Origin of the sequence: Serratia sp. C2(1) (assembly GCF_036352655.1) — a bacterium.
Lineage (GTDB): Bacteria > Pseudomonadota > Gammaproteobacteria > Enterobacterales > Enterobacteriaceae > Serratia > Serratia inhibens.
Genome location: NZ_JAZFBA010000005.1, coordinates 139,673 through 158,755 on the forward strand (window position 1 = coordinate 139,673; position 19,083 = coordinate 158,755).

The 19,083-nt window shown below is 52.3% G+C and carries 15 protein-coding genes, 1 tRNA gene and 2 other RNA genes (1 of these 18 running past the window's edge); 16 read left to right on the forward strand and 2 right to left on the reverse strand.

Going from position 1 to position 19,083, the window contains the following annotated elements:
* The first annotated feature begins 98 nt into the window (after positions 1–98).
* From V2S86_RS21890 to V2S86_RS21900, 3 genes are all read left to right on the forward strand, one after another.
* Positions 99–842 (forward strand): fimbrial biogenesis chaperone, encoded by a 744-nt coding sequence (locus tag V2S86_RS21890; protein ID WP_330764115.1) that lies wholly within the window; start codon positions 99–101, stop codon positions 840–842.
* A gap of 22 nt (positions 843–864) precedes the next feature.
* On the forward strand, positions 865–3,396 hold the full coding sequence (locus tag V2S86_RS21895; protein WP_330764116.1) for a fimbria/pilus outer membrane usher protein: 2,532 nt from the start codon (positions 865–867) through the stop codon (positions 3,394–3,396).
* A gap of 63 nt (positions 3,397–3,459) precedes the next feature.
* The gene (locus V2S86_RS21900) at positions 3,460–4,521 is read left to right on the forward strand and encodes a fimbrial protein (protein WP_330764118.1); all 1,062 of its coding nucleotides are present in this window, start codon (positions 3,460–3,462) and stop codon (positions 4,519–4,521) included.
* A 415-nt stretch (positions 4,522–4,936) separates the two neighbouring features.
* On the opposite strand, the gene V2S86_RS21905 is transcribed toward V2S86_RS21900, so the two are convergent.
* Entirely contained in the window at positions 4,937–5,419 is a 483-nt protein-coding gene (locus V2S86_RS21905; RefSeq protein WP_330764119.1) for a winged helix-turn-helix domain-containing protein, read from the reverse strand.
* 359 nt (positions 5,420–5,778) lie between these two features.
* Here V2S86_RS21905 and V2S86_RS21910 point away from each other — a divergent pair, with 359 nt between their 5' ends.
* The 4 genes from V2S86_RS21910 (at position 5,779) to V2S86_RS21925 (ending at position 11,182) form a co-directional block, all read left to right on the forward strand.
* A complete protein-coding gene (locus V2S86_RS21910; RefSeq protein WP_330764120.1) occupies positions 5,779–5,973 on the forward strand; it encodes a hypothetical protein in 195 nt (64 codons plus the stop codon).
* Between the two features lie 395 nt (positions 5,974–6,368).
* Positions 6,369–8,240: a PTS beta-glucoside transporter subunit IIABC gene (gene bglF, locus V2S86_RS21915; RefSeq protein WP_330764121.1), complete on the forward strand. Its 1,872-nt coding sequence runs from the start codon at positions 6,369–6,371 to the stop codon at positions 8,238–8,240.
* A 14-nt stretch (positions 8,241–8,254) separates the two neighbouring features.
* A complete protein-coding gene (locus V2S86_RS21920; RefSeq protein ID WP_330764122.1) occupies positions 8,255–9,658 on the forward strand; it encodes a glycoside hydrolase family 1 protein in 1,404 nt (467 codons plus the stop codon).
* Between the two features lie 129 nt (positions 9,659–9,787).
* On the forward strand, positions 9,788–11,182 hold the full coding sequence (locus tag V2S86_RS21925) for a carbohydrate porin (RefSeq protein ID WP_330764123.1): 1,395 nt from the start codon (positions 9,788–9,790) through the stop codon (positions 11,180–11,182).
* A 3-nt stretch (positions 11,183–11,185) separates the two neighbouring features.
* Here the strand turns inward: V2S86_RS21925 and V2S86_RS21930 are convergent, their stop codons facing one another.
* On the reverse strand, positions 11,186–11,785 hold the full coding sequence (locus V2S86_RS21930; protein WP_330764124.1) for an HD domain-containing protein: 600 nt from the start codon (positions 11,783–11,785) through the stop codon (positions 11,186–11,188).
* Between the two features lie 110 nt (positions 11,786–11,895).
* Between V2S86_RS21930 and V2S86_RS21935 the strand changes: the two genes are divergently transcribed.
* From V2S86_RS21935 to V2S86_RS21975, 9 genes are all read left to right on the forward strand, one after another.
* A complete protein-coding gene (locus tag V2S86_RS21935; protein ID WP_330764125.1) occupies positions 11,896–12,360 on the forward strand; it encodes a MarR family winged helix-turn-helix transcriptional regulator in 465 nt (154 codons plus the stop codon).
* Positions 12,361–12,518: 158 nt separating this feature from the next.
* Positions 12,519–12,944: an organic hydroperoxide resistance protein gene (locus tag V2S86_RS21940; protein ID WP_004950797.1), complete on the forward strand. Its 426-nt coding sequence runs from the start codon at positions 12,519–12,521 to the stop codon at positions 12,942–12,944.
* Positions 12,945–13,167: 223 nt separating this feature from the next.
* Positions 13,168–14,862 carry a kdo(2)-lipid A phosphoethanolamine 7''-transferase gene (gene eptB / locus V2S86_RS21945; protein WP_330764126.1) on the forward strand — a complete coding sequence of 565 codons (1,695 nt, stop codon included), beginning with the start codon at positions 13,168–13,170 and terminating at the stop codon, positions 14,860–14,862.
* Between the two features lie 194 nt (positions 14,863–15,056).
* Positions 15,057–15,647: a transcriptional regulator UhpA gene (gene uhpA / locus V2S86_RS21950; RefSeq protein ID WP_006316823.1), complete on the forward strand. Its 591-nt coding sequence runs from the start codon at positions 15,057–15,059 to the stop codon at positions 15,645–15,647.
* The gene (uhpB, locus tag V2S86_RS21955; RefSeq protein WP_330764127.1) at positions 15,647–17,188 is read left to right on the forward strand and encodes a signal transduction histidine-protein kinase/phosphatase UhpB; all 1,542 of its coding nucleotides are present in this window, start codon (positions 15,647–15,649) and stop codon (positions 17,186–17,188) included. The genes uhpA and uhpB overlap by 1 nt, the downstream gene beginning before the upstream one ends.
* A 96-nt stretch (positions 17,189–17,284) precedes the next feature.
* Positions 17,285–18,616, forward strand: coding sequence for an MFS transporter (locus V2S86_RS21960; protein ID WP_330764128.1), 1,332 nt, complete (start codon positions 17,285–17,287; stop codon positions 18,614–18,616).
* Positions 18,617–18,735: 119 nt separating this feature from the next.
* Positions 18,736–18,812: transfer RNA gene (locus V2S86_RS21965), tRNA-Pro, on the forward strand.
* Positions 18,813–18,846: 34 nt separating this feature from the next.
* Positions 18,847–18,975, forward strand: a non-coding RNA gene (locus V2S86_RS21970) — RtT sRNA.
* A 34-nt stretch (positions 18,976–19,009) separates the two neighbouring features.
* Positions 19,010–19,083: non-coding RNA, RtT sRNA (locus V2S86_RS21975), on the forward strand; it runs 155 nt beyond the window's last position.

Genomic DNA, 19,083 nt, shown 5'->3' on the forward strand with positions numbered 1-19,083 from the left:
TTTTAGTTAGGTATTCGTTGGATTAATACAATGCAAGGAGCTATTAAGCTCCTTGCATTACACCATTGTTATTATATTCTGGATGGAAGTCTATCAGCATGAAATTTCGCAATAAACTATATTTCATTGCCTTTTTTCTATTAGGTGTGACGTTTGCCAGTAGCTCTGCTTTGGCAAGTATCATCATCATTGGCACTCGTGTTATCTATCCAGAGAGTAATAGTGAAGTTACCGTGCGCCTTGAGAGCAAAAATTCTGAACCTTCGTTAGTTCAATCTTGGATTGATGACGGTCGCGCTAATGCACAAATAGATAAAATGGATGTTCCTTTTGTTATTTTACCGCCGGTTATTCGTATTGAACCGAGCCAAGGACAAACATTACGAATTTCTTACACAGGGAGTTCACTGCCAAAAGACAGAGAGTCGGTATATTGGTTAAATGTATTGGATATTCCACCACAGTTAGAGAATTCTAACGCTAATACCTTGCAAATGGCAATCCGAACGCGAATTAAATTATTTTTCAGGCCAAGGAGTTTGGAAAAACTTTCTCTTATTGATGCGTCTGAAGGCATAACCTGGCGAACCTTGCCATCGAAGGAAAAAGGATACGTGTATCTGGAAGCAAAAAACAACTCGCCATTCCATATATCTCTGGCCTCTGTAGAAATTTATGAAAATAAGAATAGAGCAGAGGATGACGAAGGGGGAATGATTTCGCCATTTAGTAAAGAAATATTCAAAATAAAAACAAATCTATCGGCGAGTAAAATAAAGTATCAGTATATCAATGATTATGGAACCGTAGTGACAGCCAAAGAGCGAGATCTTTCAGTATAAAAAGTGAAACAAGGATGTATTTATGAGAGTGCTAAGTATTATTTACGAGAAGATACTCTTTTGCCAAAGAGCTTTTTTTCTTTCATCTTGCGCTTCTGCAGTTATTTTTGGAGTTGTCAAAATTGATTCTGTTGCCGCTGCTGTTCACTTTGATCCTCTGTTCCTGAATAAAACAACGGGGAGTGAGGTTGATGTTTCCAGGTTTAATGGGGAATATAAAGTTTTACCTGGGATATATGAACCTGATATTTATGTTAATCAACAATTGCTTGGTCGGCAAAAAATAACTGTTCGTGAAATGGACGGGAAATCCGTTGTTTGCATGACCTCTCCTCTGGTTGATAAATTAGGCCTGAAACTGGACTCGCAGCATCAACAGAAAACTGAGTTGCTTAAGCTGTCGGCAAACTGTTTGACGTTGAAAGAGTTAATCCCTGCTGCTAGCATTCGGCTAAATGTTTCCGATATGCGATTGGAAGTTGCTGTGCCACAAGCTTTCCTCCTGCGTAATGTACACGGTTATGTCGATCCGTCACTCTGGGAAAAGGGCGAAAATGCCTTATTCGCAAATTACGACACTATGTACTTTCAGCAAAATAATAGTGGCTCATCGACGGAGTCGTTTTATGGTGGTTTGCAAGGTGGAATGAACATCAATGGTTGGATGTTTCGTCACAATGGCGCACTCAACTGGAATAAGGAGAGCAGAGGCCATTATTCGACCATTAATAATAATGTTCAACGCGATATTTCCTCGCTTCAGTCGCGTTTTTTATTGGGTGATTCCAATACGTCTGGCGCTTTGTTTGATTCTTTCGCTTTTCGCGGCGTGCAAATGGCGACGGCAGAGCAGATGTTACCTGATTCTCAACGCGGTTATGCCCCGGTAATTCGTGGTATAGCGCAAAGTAATGCCCGTGTTACCGTCAGGCAAAACAGCTCTGTCGTTTATGAAACCACTGTGCCACCGGGCGAGTTTGCGATTGATGACCTCTATCCAACCGGTTATGGTGGCGATTTGCAGGTCACCGTAACAGAATCTGATGGCAGGGTATCTACCTTTACGGTTCCCTATGCTTCTGTTGCCGAGCTAATTCGCCCGGGTAACTATCGATATAGCGTTGTTATGGGGACAGTGCGTAATCAGAATGTATCCTGGTCCCCCAAAGTTTTCCAGTCGACATTACAGTATGGTTTTAATAATTGGTTCACGGGCTACACCGGCCTGATGGGGGCTAATGATTATTACGCGGCATTAGCTGGGGGAGCTCTGGGTACGCCGCTTGGGGCTTTTGCATTAGATATTACAGGCTCTCACTTTAGCGATGGTATTGATGAACGGCAGGGCAGTAGCCTGCGGGCCAGCTACAGTAAATTTATTTCTGCCACCGATAGCAGCATTTCCATTGCTGCATACCGATTTTCATCGTCTGGCTATCTGGATCTTCATAATTCAGTGCTTTTAGCCGATATGAATAAAAAAGGGGAAGAAAAAATCGGACAGCAACCCTTTGATCTGCCAAGAAACAAATTTTCATTGACCTTAAGCCAGAACCTCGGTGATGCACGAGGGCAACTGTATGTTAGCGGTTATACCCAAAATTATTGGGGACAAGCAAGCAGGGACACGCAGTATCAACTTGGTTACAACAACCGTTATCAGCGTCTGAGCTATGGGCTCTCTGTCAATCAGTCGAAGTCTCTTGGACGTAATGAAACCCAGTATATGTTTATGCTTTCCCTGCCATTAGGCGGTTTGATGCATTCACCTAATCTGTCCAGCTACACCAGCCATGATAGCAGGGGGATTTCTAGTCAGCTGGGTATGGATGGCATTTTGGGCGAGCGCGATCAGTTCGCTTATAACGTAGGTCTGGTCAAAGACGCAGAAAATAATAATTCTGGAAATATTTCAGGAAGTTACCGTTTTAGAGAGACCAAATTGAAAGGCGGATACGCGGAAGGTAAAGGTTACCATTCTTACTCAGCAGGATTATCGGGAAGCTTGGTTGGGATATCCGATGGGATGATCGCAAGCCCCTATATGGGAGAAACCATGGCGGTGGTGAAAGCGGAAGGTGCGGCAGGGGCCAGAGTCGAGGGTTATCCTGGCGTGATATTAAATGATTCAGGTTATGCTCTTGTTCCTTATATTACGCCATATCGAATGAACCAAATTGCCATCAATCCGGAAGGATTGCCGTTAGATGTTGAACTGCAAACGACTAGCCAACAAATTGCACCTTACTCAGGAGCCATTGTCCGGCTGAATTATCAAACTACCAAGGGGCGGATGGTATTAATTAAAGCAAAGCTGCCGGAAGGAAAATCACTTCCCTTCGGTGCTGTTGTTAAAGATAGTAATGATAATGACGTTGGTGTAGTGGCTCAAGGGGGGCTAATTTATGCCCGTCTTAACGAGAAAACTAATCGCCTCAAGGTGATGTGGGGAAGTAAAAACGATAGAAGTTGTTCATTCGATGTCAATCTGAAGAAATATGAATCCAGTGCATCGCAGAAAAAATTTGAACGTCTGGATGTGACATGTGGTTAAGCAAGAATGTTACGTTAATGTTGATGCCATTAGCAGTAAAAAGCAGGGATGAAGAGGTGATATATGTTATCTGTAGCGAAGTATATGAAAAATAGTTTCAGAGTAAATTTATGGATAAAGTACCTGACCTTTTCATGCTTAATTTCCTGGGGTTTTTATTCTGATGCTGCATTGCGGTGTGAGTTCATCCAAACTCCTCAGGCGCCAAGTTATGTGCTCTTTGATTTCTTGTCTTTTCCAAATAAAATTCCAAAAGACTTGCCGATGGGTAGCACTATCTATGATAAAACGGTTGAACTGCCTATTTGGTGTGCTAAAAAAATGGGCAGTTTTGGGGCTGAGTCTGTGTATTTAAACCGGATGGATTTAACGGATGTTTTGGGCAAGGATAGTGGCTTGACCGTTTTTGTTACGTTGAATGGCAAGCGAGGTGATAAGTATGAAATGATTGATACTGGCTATTCTACTAATATACCCTATGTTCAGGGTTTGCCAGTGGAAAACTATTTAAATTTTAAAACCTCAGTGCGTATTGAGCTGGTTAAGACGGGGCCAAATAATATAATCGAAGCTAAGGGGGGATTCTATCAGATACTTTTTAGTGTTGGCTCACAGTCTGACGGTAGTCTGAGCTTTCTGATGAATAATGCGAATAATCTGCAATTTACAATGCAAACCTGTGATATCTCCGGCGATAAAAATATTCAGATTGCCTTGCCCGATCTCAATATCAATGAGTTAAGAACAGTGGGGCCGATAGAAGGACATAGCAAAGATTTTACAATAAATTTAAATTGTAGTGCTGATATATGGAGTACGATGAATATCATGATGTCTCTCGCAGGAACATCAGCCGGAGGGACGGGAACTAACGGTGTGTTCGAGTTTAGAAATTCGACGTCAGGTGACGCTATATCCGGTCTCGGCGTGCAGATGTTACGCCAACTTTCATCCTCGGCTTATGAAGAAATCACCAATGGTGCATGGTTTAAGATTGGCCAGTTTGGCGAGGGTCAAACGCTGATAAGTGTACCCTTCAGAGCACGTTATTACAGAACAACAAATGCCAAGGTTGAGGCGGGTATGGTAAAGAGTCTGGTGACCTATACCGTTAATTATCAATAGCATTAAATCTCCTTCCCCGAATGGATTGCCATTTGGGGAAGATTTTTTTATAACTATATAAATTAACCGAATCATCTATATTATATCATGGTGTTAGATTTGACCTGCTTTTCGTCGTAGTCTCAGGCGCTGCCGTTTCCAACGAGCTATTTGATCACGCGTATTAGGCTAAGTGAAGGTGCCGTGCTTCAGAAGGCTGTAGCATCTTTTTCCTCCTAGTCTAATCGATAAGGACTTCCTAACGAGGAGTGACATGGCACCGGTGAGGCGGGTCTCCCCTGGCGCCATATTTAATGTCATCGTCGTAGCGGGCTTTATTCATTAATCTTAACTAATGCGATAATTTATCATCGTGCTGATAGACATATTATTTACAATGAGAAGTATTATTATATGTCGGTCTTATTTTTTTTGATCATTGTTGAGAAAAATACCAAATAAAAATAAATGAAATTATAGCGGTAATAATGATATAGGGCGATATCCTCAGTGCTGACTTTACCTCTCCTCTCGTGATTTCCTTTTTAGTTGGTTGTGAATGAAGATCGTTGTCGTAGTCGTCAGTTTTTTTTATGATGACTAACTTTGAAAGTTTTAAACCTTTTTTAGGTATGGTTATGATTATGTCATCCATGACCCCCGCTATTTTCAAGTTTTTACGGAGCAGAAAAATGTTTTGGTAGAATGTATTTGTTGATACTTCTATGCCATTTCTGCGCCATACATCATTGATGAATTTCTCTTGCGATACGATCTCTCCCTGGCTTTCTATCAACAGGGTCAAACACCGGCATACCGGCAAATTAAGCTTTATAGTTCCCTTTCGGCTCTTGTGGGGTAAATGGATTATTAAACATCTTTTTTCATCAAATAGGATTTTCCCGTTAATTATATACATGATTTCCCTATTATCCTTTTCCTGTAGCTCTCTTTTTTAACATTTAAGGAAAATATACCATAATTTTACGTGTAGAAATAATTTATTCAAATAAAGTTTTATTAATATTGTTAAATGTAGCTTAATGATAGTTATATATTGTTACATGGGTTTCATCTATATCTTTGTTTTTTATGGTTTTTGAATTATATTTTTATAAACTTTAATTAAAGGGTTTGTTTTTTGTTTTCTGTGTGATTTTATAGTTAACGACAAGGCGTAATGGATGCCTTGCCTTAAAACCAATATACATTAATTCGTGAAATTTCGTGGCGATTTATAATTTATCCCCGATGGCGATAAAACAGGAGCAGTACGTAATGAGAAATATTTCTATGGGTGAAATGAAAAGCGTTTCAGGTGGCATCAGCGCTTTCCCTCTGCTGAACATTAAAGATGTGATGGTTGATCCTGGCTTTAGCGTTGGGAAAACTTGCTGGTTAGGTAATATTTTTTCGAAAATTAAAGACTTTATCTTGATGCCAAAAGTACGTCCTCTGCCAGCTAAAGTGTAATTTTAGCGTTGTTTTAATAAAAAACCGTGATGCTAATAGCATCACGGTTTTTATCATTGGAATTTTCAACCAGTCAGCGTCTGACTGGCGGTAATGTGTTTTTACGGTAATGGCTTTTTTATATATTTTCAGTCCCAAGAATCATGAGAGTGCAATCACAGTTCTGTAATTTGCTGCCAGAAAATCTTGCCTCGGCAAAAAGCCGGATGTTAACGTCATAACTCAGCCGATTTAGGGTTGTCACTGCTCTGGCAGGCAAAACCTAAACCTCGTGCTTCTGCCCTTATTGGGATCAGAGGCCATGAGGTTTAGGTTTTTTTTTGCGCTGAATTCCGTCACGGCGATTGGCCATCGTTATGCCGGAGCGGCAGTACATCGCTTGTAAGGATAACGCTATGAAATATGAAACATTAGCCAGTGAGATTTTGGCCGGCGTCGGTGGCCGCGACAACGTGAAAAGCCTGGAGCATTGCGCCACTCGTTTGCGTTTTAAGCTGCGTGACCGTCAACGCGCCGATGCTGCGGCGTTGAAAGCCAACCCCGGCGTCATCATGGTGGTAGAGAGCGGCGGGCAGTTCCAGGTGGTGGTGGGCAACCATGTGGCGGAAGTCTATAACGCGGTCAATCAGGTCGCCGGCCTGAGCGACGGTGCGGCTGCGAGCGACGGGGACGATGGCAAGAAGGAAAACCTGTTCAGCCGTTTTATCGACGTGGTGTCGGGCATTTTTACCCCGCTGCTGGGGGTAATGGCGGCTTCAGGGATCCTGAAAGGTTTTCTGGCGCTGAGCCTGGCCTGTGGCTGGCTGTTGGAAAGCGGCGGCACCTTTAAAATGTTGTTTGCCGCCAGCGACTCGCTGTTCTACTTCCTGCCGATCATGCTGGGCTATACCGCCGGGAAAAAGTTCGGCGGCAATCCGTTCGTCACCATGGCGATCGGCGGCGCGCTGACCCACCCGCTGATGATGGCGGCGTTCGAAGCCGCGCAGCAGCCAGGCGCAGTGCGCGAGTATTTCCTCGGCATCCCGATGACCTTCATCAATTACAGCTCATCGGTGATCCCGATTATTTTCGCCGCCTGGGTCTCCTGCCGGCTGGAGCCGTTGTTTAACCGGGTGATCCACAGCGCGCTGCGCAACTTCATTACGCCGCTGCTGTGCCTGGCCATCACCGTACCGCTGACCTTTTTGCTGATCGGCCCGGCAGCAACCTGGCTCAGCCACCTGCTGGCCAATGGTTATCAAAGTATCTATGCCTTTAACCCAATAGTTGCCGGTGCCTTTATGGGGGCGATGTGGCAGGTGTGCGTGATCTTCGGCCTGCATTGGGGCCTGGTGCCGCTGATGATCAATAACCTGAGCGTGCTGGGGCGCGACACCATGGTGCCGCTGCTGTTGCCGGCGGTGATGGGGCAGGTGGGCGCCACGCTGGGCGTGATGTTGCGCACCCGCGACGCCAAGCTGCGGGCGTTGGCCGGCTCGGCCATCGGTGCCGGGGTGTTTGGCATTACCGAGCCGGCGGTGTACGGCGTGACCTTACCGAACAAACGGCCCTTTATCTTTGGCTGTATCGGCGGTGCGCTCGGCGGCGCGGTAATCGGCTATTTCCATACCGCCACTTACTCTTTCGGTCTGGTGAGCGTCTTTACCTTTGCGCAGATTATTCCCGCCGGCGGCTTCGATGCCACGGTGTGGGGGGCGATTGGCGGTACCCTGCTGTCGTTCTGCTTCGCCGCGGTGGCCAGTTATCTGTTCGGCGTGGTGCCGGCAGAAGAGGCGGCACCACAGGAGCCGGTACCCGTCGCACCGCTTAACCGCAGGGAGGTTATCGTCAGCCCGATAGCCGGCGAAGTGATACCGCTGGAACAGGTCAACGACGCCACCTTCGCCAGCGGGTTGCTGGGCAAAGGTGCGGCGATCGTCCCATTGCAAGGCCGGGTCGTGGCGCCGGTGGCGGGGCATGTGGCTTCACTGTTTAAAACCAAACACGCTATCGGCATTGAGTCGGACGACGGCGCGGAAATCCTTATTCACGTCGGCATAGATACCGTCAAACTCGATGGGCGGCATTTCACCGCCCACGTGCAAGAAGGGGATCGGGTCAATGTGGGCGATCTGCTGATTGAGTTTGACCAGGCGGCGATCCACGCCGCCGGCTTTGATACCACCACGCCGATCATCGTCAGCAACAGCGATGACTACGTCGACGTGTTGGCCAGCGGCCAGGGCAGGGTGCAGGAACAGGCGCCGCTGCTGACTTTATTACGTTAACCAAGGAGAAAGCGATGAGCAGCAAATTTCCAGACCATTTTCTGTGGGGCGGCGCCGTTGCGGCAAATCAGGTGGAAGGGGCTTACCAGACCGACGGTAAAGGGCTATCGACGTCCGATCTGCAGCCACAGGGCATTTTCGGCGCGGTGACGCCACGGGTTGACGGTGACAGCGGCATCAAGGACGTGGCGATCGACTTTTACCATCGCTACCCGCAGGACATCGCGCTGTTCGCGGAAATGGGCTTCAAGTGCCTGCGCACCTCGATTGCCTGGACGCGCATTTTCCCGCAGGGGGATGAGGAAACCCCCAACGAGGCGGGGCTGGCGTTTTACGATCGGTTGTTTGACGAAATGGCCAGGTACGGCATCCAGCCGCTGATTACGCTGTCGCACTATGAGATGCCGTACGGGCTGGCGAAAAAGTACGGCGGTTGGGGCAATCGCAAGACCATCGGCTTCTTTGAGCGTTATGCGCGTACTGTGTTTGAACGCTATAAGCACAAGGTAAAGCACTGGCTGACCTTCAATGAGATCAATATGTCGCTGCACGCGCCCTTTACCGGCGTCGGCCTGCCGGAAGGCAGCAGCAAGAGCGAGATTTATCAGGCGATCCACCATCAGCTGGTCGCCAGCGCCAAGGCGGTGAAGGCCTGCCATGAGATTGTACCGGAAGGCAAAATCGGCAACATGCTGTTGGGCGGTATTTTGTATCCGTTGAGCTGCCGGCCGGAAGACCTGCTGGAAACCCAGCGTCAGAACCGCGACTGGCTGTTCTTTGGCGACGTGCAGGCGCGCGGCGGTTATCCGGCCTATATGAAGCGCTATTTCCGCGAAAACGGCATTCAGGTCGAGATCACCGCCGAGGATCAACAGGCGCTGCGCGAGACTATCGATTTCATCTCGTTCAGCTACTACATGAGCGGCTGCGTCACTACCGACGAGGCGCAGAACGAGACCGCCCGCGCCAACATTCTCAACATGGTACCGAACCCGCACCTGGCCAGTTCGGAGTGGGGCTGGCAGATAGACCCGATTGGCCTGCGTTACCTGCTCAACGTGCTGTATGACCGCTACCAGAAACCGCTGTTTATCGTGGAGAACGGGCTGGGTGCCAAGGACCGCATTGAAGCCGACGGCAGCATCAACGACGACTATCGCATCGACTACCTCAACGATCATCTGGTGCAGGTGGCCGAAGCGATTGACGACGGCGTGGAGGTGATGGGTTACACCAGTTGGGGACCGATCGATCTGGTCAGCGCCTCTAAAGCCGAGATGTCCAAGCGCTACGGCTTTATTTATGTCGATCGCGACGATGAAGGCAAGGGTAGCCTGGAGCGTCGCCGCAAAAAGAGTTTCTACTGGTATCGCGATGTGATCCAGAGCAACGGTAACAGCCTGAAAGACCAAGGCTAACTTTCATCAATCCGCCCGGCGGCCATCGTCGGGCAATGACCTTTATTCACTGCTGTCAATTATGGGGAATTCTCGCCCAGGGAATGCTGTTGCCCGCAGTCAGCGTTTTATATGCGGAGAAATATAATAATGAAATATCCATTACTTCACACCGGGACACTCGCGGCACTGCTGTTGTTTTGCAGCAGCGTGCAGGCGGAAACGCTGCAAACCGGCAAAGACGTCGAAGCGCCAACCGCCAAATGGGATGGCCTGGCGCTCGGTTTCGAGCCACCTTCGCCGGGGCTGCTGGGCGATATGCTGGGGATCAGACCGATTCTCGAAGAGAGCGGCTTTCACTATAACCTCGGTTATCTCAGCCAGCTGTCGTATAACGCCGGCGGTGGGTATAACCAGGATAAGCAGGCTTCATATATCGATCAGTTCTCGTTGACCTTCAGTCAGGATTTGCAGGCGCTGACCGGTATTCCGGACGCGGCGATCGAGGGTAATATCGTTAACCGCAACCACGACAATAACCTGACGCGCGACCGCTTGCAGGATCCGCGCGCCAATCCGACCGATCTGTCGCAGGAAAGTTATGGCGGCCAGTCGATCACCCGCTTGGGTTGGCTGACCTTCAGCCGCAGTTTTCTCGAGCGCCGGCTGCAGTGGCGCGTCGGCATGATGAACAAGGTGCAGGATTTCGATCAAATCATTCCCTGCGATTTCCAGACGCTGGCGCTATGCGGCGGCAAGTCCGCCAACTCGCTGACCTGGTATAACTGGAACGTGCACTACTGGGGCACCACCCTGCAGTACAAATTGACCGACGGGCTGACCTTCAAAACCGGCGTGATGGAGCAGAACCCCAACGCCACGAGTCGCGGCCATGCCTGGAGCACCACCACCCAGGGCAGCAAGGGCTTTTTACTGCCGATGGAACTGGAGCTGAAAACCAACGCGGTCAATCAGTTGCCGGGGGTGTACAACATCGGTGTCCTGTTCACCAACGCCAGGCAGCAGGATTTGTATGAAGGGGTTTCCGGTGGGGCCGGCGCGACCGATCCTAACGGGTATCGCAGCCACAACCGCACCTGGTTCCTGTACAGCGGTTTCAACCAGCAGGTGACGCGCCACCGTGGCGATGCCAGCCGGGGACTGAGCCTGTTCTACAGCCTGGGGCTGGCGGATCAGCGCTCTAACTATATGCACTATTCCACGTCGACCGGCATTCGTTATCACGGCCTGTTCGACGCGCGGCCGGACGACTGGCTGGGGCTGGGGGTATCTATGGTCAAGTTGAGCGATCGTTACCGGGATAATCAGCGTTACCTGAATCAAATCAACCAGGCCACCGATTACCAGGATCCCACCTATCGTCCGGTGCCGGGGCATTCGGTGACGGCGGAGCTGTTCTATCGCTTCAACGTCACCCCCTGGCTGCAGTTGCAGCCGGGTCTGCAATACTGGCATCACCCGGCGGGCGTCAGCGAAACCCAGGACGCCTGGGTGACGGCGCTGAAAACGGTGGTGACGTTCTGACGGTTATGCCGTATCGCTTTCCCGGTAACGCCGGCGCGCATGTTCGAACCAGCTTGCCGGGACGTTATGCGGCGGCAACTGGAGCCTGGCCAGCCCTTGTTCGACGATATGGCTGGCCTGTCGCCACAGCGTCGGGTCACCTTCGGTCAGTACTTCCAGCAACCGCTGTTTTTCAATCAGATAGGTTCGTGCAAAGTGGCTGTCGTATTCGAGCAGTGAACGGGTGTTGTCGATCAGGTCCGCCAGTTTGATGGTTTTAGCCTGCGGCGAGGCGCCGGCGCTGTGCCGCCGATCGCGGTTTTTGCGTTCAAAGCGGTTGCCGCCGCCGGTGCCGCTGACGTTAGTCAGCATGCCCACCAGTTCAGCGACCTGCGGCCCAAAATGGCTTGCGATATCCCCGAGGGTGGTCGGCGTGTCTTCCACCGTGTCATGCAGCCAGGCGGCGGCCAGCATCGCTTCGCTGTGCGGTACGCTGCTGACGATTTCCATCACCGCCTGCGGGTGAACAATGTAGGGGTCATTGGTGTATTTGCGGCGTTGATCGATCGCCGCATGCGCTTTGGTGGCGTAACGGCGCGCACGTTCTACCAGTGTGGTTGTCATATCCTTCCCCTCCGCACAGCACCCTGCTGTGGCATCCCCTGCATTAAAAATGTAGCACATCGCGAAAAAAATAGTTTGCGATTGCATCGTGCACTATCTATATTTACCTCATGAAAACCAAAGACACCGAACAACCCACTGCGAAAAACCTGCTGCTGCTCGACCAGCAGATGTGTTTTGCCCTGTACTCCGCCAACCTGGCGTTGAACAAGGTGTATCGCAAACTGTTGAGCCAACTCGAACTCACCTATCCGCAATACCTGGTGATGCTGGTGCTGTGGGAGCGGGATGAAATTACGGTCTCGGACATCGGTGAACGGCTGTTTCTCGATTCTGCCACCCTGACGCCGCTGCTGAAGCGGCTCGAGACCGCCGGCCTGTTGGTGCGTTATCGCGCCACCACCGATGAGCGGCAGGTGATTATCGCCTTAACCGATAACGGCCGCGCGCTGCGCGAAAAAGCGCAGGCGGTGCCGGAAGCGGTGATGTGCGCCACCGATTGCAGCCTCGACGAAATAGTGAATATCAAGCAGCAACTGGAAAAGTTGCGCGGCAAGCTGATCGACCAGATTTGATGACCAGTGCCAGAAGCACGATCGCCGATCGTGCACTACACTGAGTTAAGCGCTGAATATAAGTAGTGTACGATTTAATCGTGAAAGATAGACCAGTGACGGCGTTCAGCCTACTGAACCCGATGTCATACCTCCAACCCAGCAAGAAGGAACGATTTATGTCCATTGAAAAAGTTGTTTACCGCGCTCATGCAACCGCCACCGGTGGCCGCGATGGCCGTGCGACCTCATCCGACGGCGTGTTGGATGTAAAACTGGGCGTGCCGAAAGAAATGGGTGGCGCGGGCGGTGAAGTCACCAACCCGGAACAGTTGTTTGCCGCCGGTTACTCGGCCTGCTTCCTTGGCGCACTGAAGTTTGTCGCGGCGAAAGAAAAAGTGAAGATCCCGGCCGAAGCCAAAATCGACGGTACCGTCGGCATCGGTGAAATCCCCAACGGGTTCGGCATCGAAGTGCAGCTGGATATCACGCTGCCGGGCATTGAACGCAGCGTAGCCGAAGACCTGGTGAAAAAAGCCCATGTGGTGTGCCCATACTCCAACGCCACCCGCGGCAATATTGATGTAACTCTTAACGTTAAATAACGTTTTCGCCGACACCACGGAAAAAATGGAGGGATAACCCTCCATTTCCCCCTCAGCCCCGCATTTATCTTCATCACAAAAAACGGCAAAAAATGCCTATTTTTTGAGAATTCACTTGATTATTACCCCCAAAATAGCGCTTATTGCCGATCGGCTGAACCTGCAGCCGCATCCAATGTCTGACTGATTCAGAACTGTTAAAGCTCCGGAGCCACCGCGTTACATGAACAAAGTTAAATCGCTATCACAGCAGAATTTATCGTTATTGTTAGCGATCTATATCGGCATCTTTTTGAACCTTTCCGTTTTTTATCGTCGCTTTGATTCGTTTTCGCACGGCATTCAGGGGATTAAGGTTATTTCTGCGGTCACCGAAGTGATCGCTATCGTTCTGTTTACCTTCTTCATTATGCGGCTGGTATCGCTGGGCGGCCGGCTGTTTTACCGCATTATCGCTTCGCTATTGGTGCTGATTTCCGTTGCCGCCAGCTATTACATGACGTTCTTCAACGTGGTGATTGGCTACGGTATCGTCGTCTCGGTGATGACCACGGATATCGACCTGTCGAAAGAAGTGGTCGGAATGCACTTCGTACTGTGGATGCTGGTGCTCAGCGCATTGCCGCTGTTGTGCATCTGGAAAAACAACCTGCGCTACACGCTGATCGAACAGCTGAAAACCCCTGGGCACCGGATAAAACCGCTGGTGGTGCTGGTGGCGGTGGTGGCGTTGGTCTGGCTGCCGCTGCGCATGCTGGACAAAGAGCAAAGCGCACAGGAAAAAATCACCAACGTCGATCTGCCCAGTTACGGCGGCGTAGTGGCGCATTCCTACCTGCCATCCAACTGGATCTCGGCGCTGGGGCTGTTTGCCTATACCCGCTACGACGAAAGCCTGGATCAGGCCAATTTGTTCGATCCGGCCAAGAATTTTACCTATGTGCCGCCGGCGGATATCGATGATACCTACGTGGTGTTCATCATTGGTGAGACCACGCGTTGGGATCACATGGGCATTCTCGGCTATGACCGTGATACCACGCCAAGGTTGTCGCAGGAGAAAAACCTGGTGGCGTTCCGCGGTGAATCCTGCGATACCGCCACCAAGCTGTCGCTGCGTTGCATGTTCGTGCGCGAAGGCGGCACGTCGGACAATCCGCAGCGCACGCTGAAAGAGCAAAACGTGTTCGCGGTGCTGAAAAACCTGGGCTTCACCTCCGAACTGTTCGCCATGCAAAGCGAGGTCTGGTTCTACAACAATACCGAAGTGGATAACTATTCGTTCCGCGAGATGATCGCCTCCGAGAAACGCAACGACGGCAAATCGGTCGACGATATGCTGCTGGTGGACGAAATGAAGGAGTCGCTGTCGCGTTACCCGAAAGGCAAGCACATGGTGATCTTGCACACCAAAGGCTCGCATTACCTCTATTCGCAGCGTTATCCGCGCAGCTACGCGCGCTATCAGCCGGAGTGCATCGGCGTTGACGACTTCTGTTCAAAAGATCAGTTGGTTAACGCCTTCGATAACTCGGTGCTGTATACCGACAGCTTTATCGCCAATGTGATCGACCAGGTGCGCGATAAGAAGGCGATTGTGTTCTATTCGTCCGATCACGGCGAGTCGATAGGCGAGAATTCACACCTGCACGGCACGCCGCGCGAAATGGCGCCGCCGGAGCAATTCCGCGTGCCGATGATGGTATGGACCTCTGACAAGTTCCTGGAAGATCCGCAGCATCGCAGCGCGTTTGAGCAATTGCAGGCGCAGCAGCGTATCGGTAAGACCCACCGTCACGTCGAGCTGTTTGATACCATTCTCGGTTGCCTCGGTTATACCTCGCCGGATGGCGGCATCGTCGATAAAAACAACTGGTGCAACATCCCGCAGGAAAAAGCGGCGGCGACCCCGCTGTAACTCCCCATGCCGGGCGCGGTTGCGCCCGGTGTTAATATCCCCGTCATATTTGAAGCTGTATCTGAGTTGGCTGCGGCCGTGATGCAACGCCAATTATTTTGGGGATATATTCTCTTCAATACATTTCCTTCATCAATTCATCTGGCTCAGGCTGCGGTATACTTGCGCACTTTCCCCTCGGACCGGAGATTTCCATGACCTTGCGCGTGGCGTTTATCGACGATCATGACATTGTGCGATCGGGCTTTGTACAACTGCTGTCGCTGGAGGCGGACATTCAGGTGGTCGGAGAGTTCAGCAGCGCGGCTCAGGCGCGCGCCGGATTGCCGGGCCTGGAGGCGGAAATCTGCATCTGCGATATTTCGATGCCGGACGGCAGCGGGCTGGATCTGCTGGCGGACATCCCATCCGGGATCCGGGTTGTGATGCTGTCGATGCATGACAATCCGGCGCTGGTGGAGCTGGCATTGGAACGCGGCGCCTGCGGCTTTTTGTCCAAGCGCTGCAAGCCGGAAGATTTGATCACCGCGGTGCGCACCGTCGCCAGCGGTGGCGTGTACCTGATGCCTGAAATCGCCCAACAGTTGGCGCGGGTGAAGGTTGATCCGCTTACCCGCCGCGAGCGCGAAATCGCGCTGCTGCTGGCGCAGGGACAGGAGGTGCGGGAGATCGCCGTCGCACTGGGATTGTCGCCGAAAACGGTGCATGTGCATCGCGCCAATTTGTTCGCCAAGCTGGGCATCAATAACAACGTCGAACTGGCCAAGCGGATGCTGAACCTGTGATGCAACGCCTGATCACCCAGCTGGCACTGTTTTTTATCTATGCCGCCAGCGCTTTTTGCCTATGGGGCATAGGTACTGCGCTGATCGACCCGCCGTGGCAGGCGCTGTTGCTGTTCCCGTTTGGCCTGCGGATGGGCATTTTGCTGCAAAGCCCTTACCGTTTCTGGCCAGGGATTTTGCTGGCCGATCTGCTGCTGATGGTGCTGCTGGCGGATCAGTTCGGTTATGGTCCGGCGCTGTGGGCTTCGGTGGTGGTACTGGCGCTGACTGTGCTGCTCAGCCTGCTGGCCTCCCCCTGGCTGTTGCGCCATCAGCAAAGCGACAGCGAATGGCAATGGCCGCTGCTGCAGGGCGCGGTGGTGGCGGTGGCGGCACTGTTGCAGGCCATGGTGTGGCAACTGGTGAACGGTGAGGGTGCGCGCGCGCTGCTGCTTGGCCTGGCGGGCGGTTTCACCATTGCGCCGACCTGCTTGCTGCTGTGGCATTATCTGGCGCGGCAAATCTGGGTGCCGCTCGAGCCGGGCCTGATCCATAAACCGGTGACGCTGCGTTTGCACCATCTGGCCAGTTATCTGCTGCTGTTCGCGCTCAGCATCTGGCTGCAGCAGCAGGTGAACGCCGCCGAACTGCGCCGCTTCGCACCGTTCTGCCTGGCTATTCCGATTGTCTTTATGTCCTATCGTTATGGCTGGCAGGGTGCGCTGTTGGCGACGCTGCTCAACGGCGTGGTGCTGGTGGCCAACGAGCCGCCGCAGCCGGAATCACACCGCGATCTGCTGTTGTCGCTGCTGGCCCAGAGCCTGACCGGCCTGTTGCTCGGCGCGGGCATCCAGCGCCAGCGCGAACTGAACCAGCAACTGCGGTTGCGGCTGACGGAGAACCGCCAACTGGCGCGTGCGCTGGTCACCGCCGAGGAACAGACCCGGCGTGAAGTGGCGCGGGAACTGCACGATGAGGTCGGGCAGACCGTCACCGTCATCCGTACCCAGGCCAGTATCATTAAACGCCTGGCACCGCAGCCGCAGGTGGTGGGGTGCGCCGAAGCCATAGATACGCTGGCGCTGCGGGTCTATGACGGCGTACATGACGTGCTGACTCAACTGTGGCCGGCGGCGTTGAATAACCTGCCGCTGTCGGCGGCGGTGGCGGCGATGCTGCGTGAATCACTGCCGCAAGATGCCTCGCTGGTGAGCGTGATGCAGTGGCAGGTGCCGGATGAACTGCTGGACGAAACGCTGAAGATTACGTTGTATCGGGTATGTCAGGAGGGGGTGACCAATGTCTGTCGTCATGCGGCCGCCAGCCGGATTGAGCTGGATGCGCGTCTTGGCCGCCGCAAAGGGCAGCCGCCGCACATCCTGTTGACTATTCGCGACAACGGTGTGGGTATCGATCCCGCCAGCCACGAGCCGGGTTACGGTCTGCGTGGCATGCAGGAGCGTATCAGCGCACTGGGTGGCCGGTTGCGGCTAACGTCAGAACAGGGCACCTGTTTGAATGTGATCTTACCCACAGTTTCGCCGACAGAGGGGCAAAACTAGGAAATACTCCTAGCCGCGTCGGGAATCCGGCGTAAGCCATTCGCGCGCACGCGCAGCATGATAGCGGCACTTTTCCCACTCTTTCTGAGGTTTCACATGTGGTCTTTCCTTAAAAGCCGCCAGGATGTGCCGCAGGTCACCGATCAAAAACAGATCGATGCCAGCTATAAATACTGGCGTATCCAACTGATGTGGACGATGTACATCGGCTATGCCGCGTTTTACTTCACGCGCAAAAGCTTCAACTTCATCATGCCGGCAATGCTGAGCGATCTTGGCCTGACGATGTCCGATGTCGGCATCCTAGGCACGCTGTTTTACATCACCTACGGCTGTTCGAAGTTTATCTCGGGCATGATCAGCGATCGCTCCAACCCGCGCTATTTCATGGGGCTGGGCCTGATCATGACCGGCATACTCAATATTTTCTTCGGGCTCAGCTCGTCGCTGCTGATGCTGGGTACGCTGTGGATCCTCAACGCCTTCTTTCAGGGTTGGGGCTGGCCGCCATGCTCAAAAATTCTCACCAGCTGGTACTCCCGCTCCGAGCGCGGCGGCTGGTGGGCCATTTGGAACACCTCGCACAACTTCGGCGGCGCGCTGATCCCGCTGTTGGTCGGCTTTATCTCGCTGCACTTCAGCTGGCGCTACGGCATGATCATTCCAGGCATCATCGGCGTGGTGCTGGGCCTGCTGATGTGCTGGCGCCTGCGTGACAAGCCGTCCACCCTGGGCCTGCCCAGCGTCGGCAAATGGCGCAACGACGCCATGGAACTGGTGCAGGAATCGGAAGGCCAGGGGCTGACCAACCGGGAAATCATCAAGCGCTATGTGCTGACCAACAAGTACATCTGGCTGCTGGCGGTGTCTTACGTGCTGGTGTACATCGTACGTACCGCGATCAACGACTGGGGCAACCTGTACCTGACGCAGGAGAAAGGCTATTCGCTGATGACCGCCAACTCGGCGATCTCCTTGTTCGAAGTGGGTGGCTTTATCGGCTCGCTGGTGGCCGGCTGGGGTTCTGACAAGCTGTTCCGCGGTAACCGCGGGCCGATGAACCTGATCTTCGCCATCGGTATCTTCCTGTCGGTTGCGGCGCTGTGGATCATGCCGGGCGTCACCTTCCTGTTGCAGGCCGCCTGCTTCTTTGCCATCGGTTTCTTCATCTTTGGCCCGCAGATGCTGATCGGCATGGCGGCGGCGGAATGTTCGCACAAGGATGCTGCCGGCGCGGCGACTGGTTTTGTCGGCCTGTTCGCTTACCTTGGCGCGGCGCTGTCCGGCTACCCGATTGCGCGGGTGATGGAAATCTGGCACTGGAACGGTTTCTTTGTGGTGATCTCCATCGCTGCCTGCCTCTCCGCGCTGTTCCTGTTGCCGTTCCTGCGCGCTCAGTCGCCGGCGCTCAATACCGCCAAGGCATAATGAAAAAGCGCTGCGCAGGCTCTGGTGCAGCGCTTTGTGCCGCTTTTATCGCCACTTGACGGGCGCGGTTGAAAAAGTCGTTGACGCCCAGGATGGCCGGCAGTAACATGCGCCCCCATCGGCGAGTAGCGCAGCTTGGTAGCGCAACTGGTTTGGGACCAGTGGGTCGGAGGTTCGAATCCTCTCTCGCCGACCACATTTAAGAAACCTGCTTTTCAAGCAGGTTTTTTTTCGCCTGGAGTTTATGAGGATGAGAACCTCCGAAGGAGGTTTGAGCCGAGCGTAGCGAGACCACGTTGCTTTAGCAACGGCCCGCAGGGCAAGCATCAAAGATGCGCGTAATCCTCTCTCGCCGACCACATTTAAGAAACCTGCTTTTCAAGCAGGTTTTTTTTCGCCTGGAGTTTATGAGGATGAGAACCTCCGAAGGAGGTTTGAGCCGAGCGTAGCGAGACCACGTTGCTTTA

Coding starts and splice junctions, on each gene's coding strand:
- V2S86_RS21890 (WP_330764115.1), top strand. CDS start 99: ATGAAATTTCGCAATAAACTATATTTCATTGCCTTTTTTCTATTAGGT.
- V2S86_RS21895 (WP_330764116.1), top strand. CDS start 865: ATGAGAGTGCTAAGTATTATTTACGAGAAGATACTCTTTTGCCAAAGA.
- V2S86_RS21900 (WP_330764118.1), top strand. CDS start 3,460: ATGTTATCTGTAGCGAAGTATATGAAAAATAGTTTCAGAGTAAATTTA.
- V2S86_RS21905 (WP_330764119.1), bottom strand. CDS start 5,419: ATGTATATAATTAACGGGAAAATCCTATTTGATGAAAAAAGATGTTTA.
- V2S86_RS21910 (WP_330764120.1), top strand. CDS start 5,779: ATGAGAAATATTTCTATGGGTGAAATGAAAAGCGTTTCAGGTGGCATC.
- bglF (WP_330764121.1), top strand. CDS start 6,369: ATGAAATATGAAACATTAGCCAGTGAGATTTTGGCCGGCGTCGGTGGC.
- V2S86_RS21920 (WP_330764122.1), top strand. CDS start 8,255: ATGAGCAGCAAATTTCCAGACCATTTTCTGTGGGGCGGCGCCGTTGCG.
- V2S86_RS21925 (WP_330764123.1), top strand. CDS start 9,788: ATGAAATATCCATTACTTCACACCGGGACACTCGCGGCACTGCTGTTG.
- V2S86_RS21930 (WP_330764124.1), bottom strand. CDS start 11,785: ATGACAACCACACTGGTAGAACGTGCGCGCCGTTACGCCACCAAAGCG.
- V2S86_RS21935 (WP_330764125.1), top strand. CDS start 11,896: ATGAAAACCAAAGACACCGAACAACCCACTGCGAAAAACCTGCTGCTG.
- V2S86_RS21940 (WP_004950797.1), top strand. CDS start 12,519: ATGTCCATTGAAAAAGTTGTTTACCGCGCTCATGCAACCGCCACCGGT.
- eptB (WP_330764126.1), top strand. CDS start 13,168: ATGAACAAAGTTAAATCGCTATCACAGCAGAATTTATCGTTATTGTTA.
- uhpA (WP_006316823.1), top strand. CDS start 15,057: ATGACCTTGCGCGTGGCGTTTATCGACGATCATGACATTGTGCGATCG.
- uhpB (WP_330764127.1), top strand. CDS start 15,647: ATGCAACGCCTGATCACCCAGCTGGCACTGTTTTTTATCTATGCCGCC.
- V2S86_RS21960 (WP_330764128.1), top strand. CDS start 17,285: ATGTGGTCTTTCCTTAAAAGCCGCCAGGATGTGCCGCAGGTCACCGAT.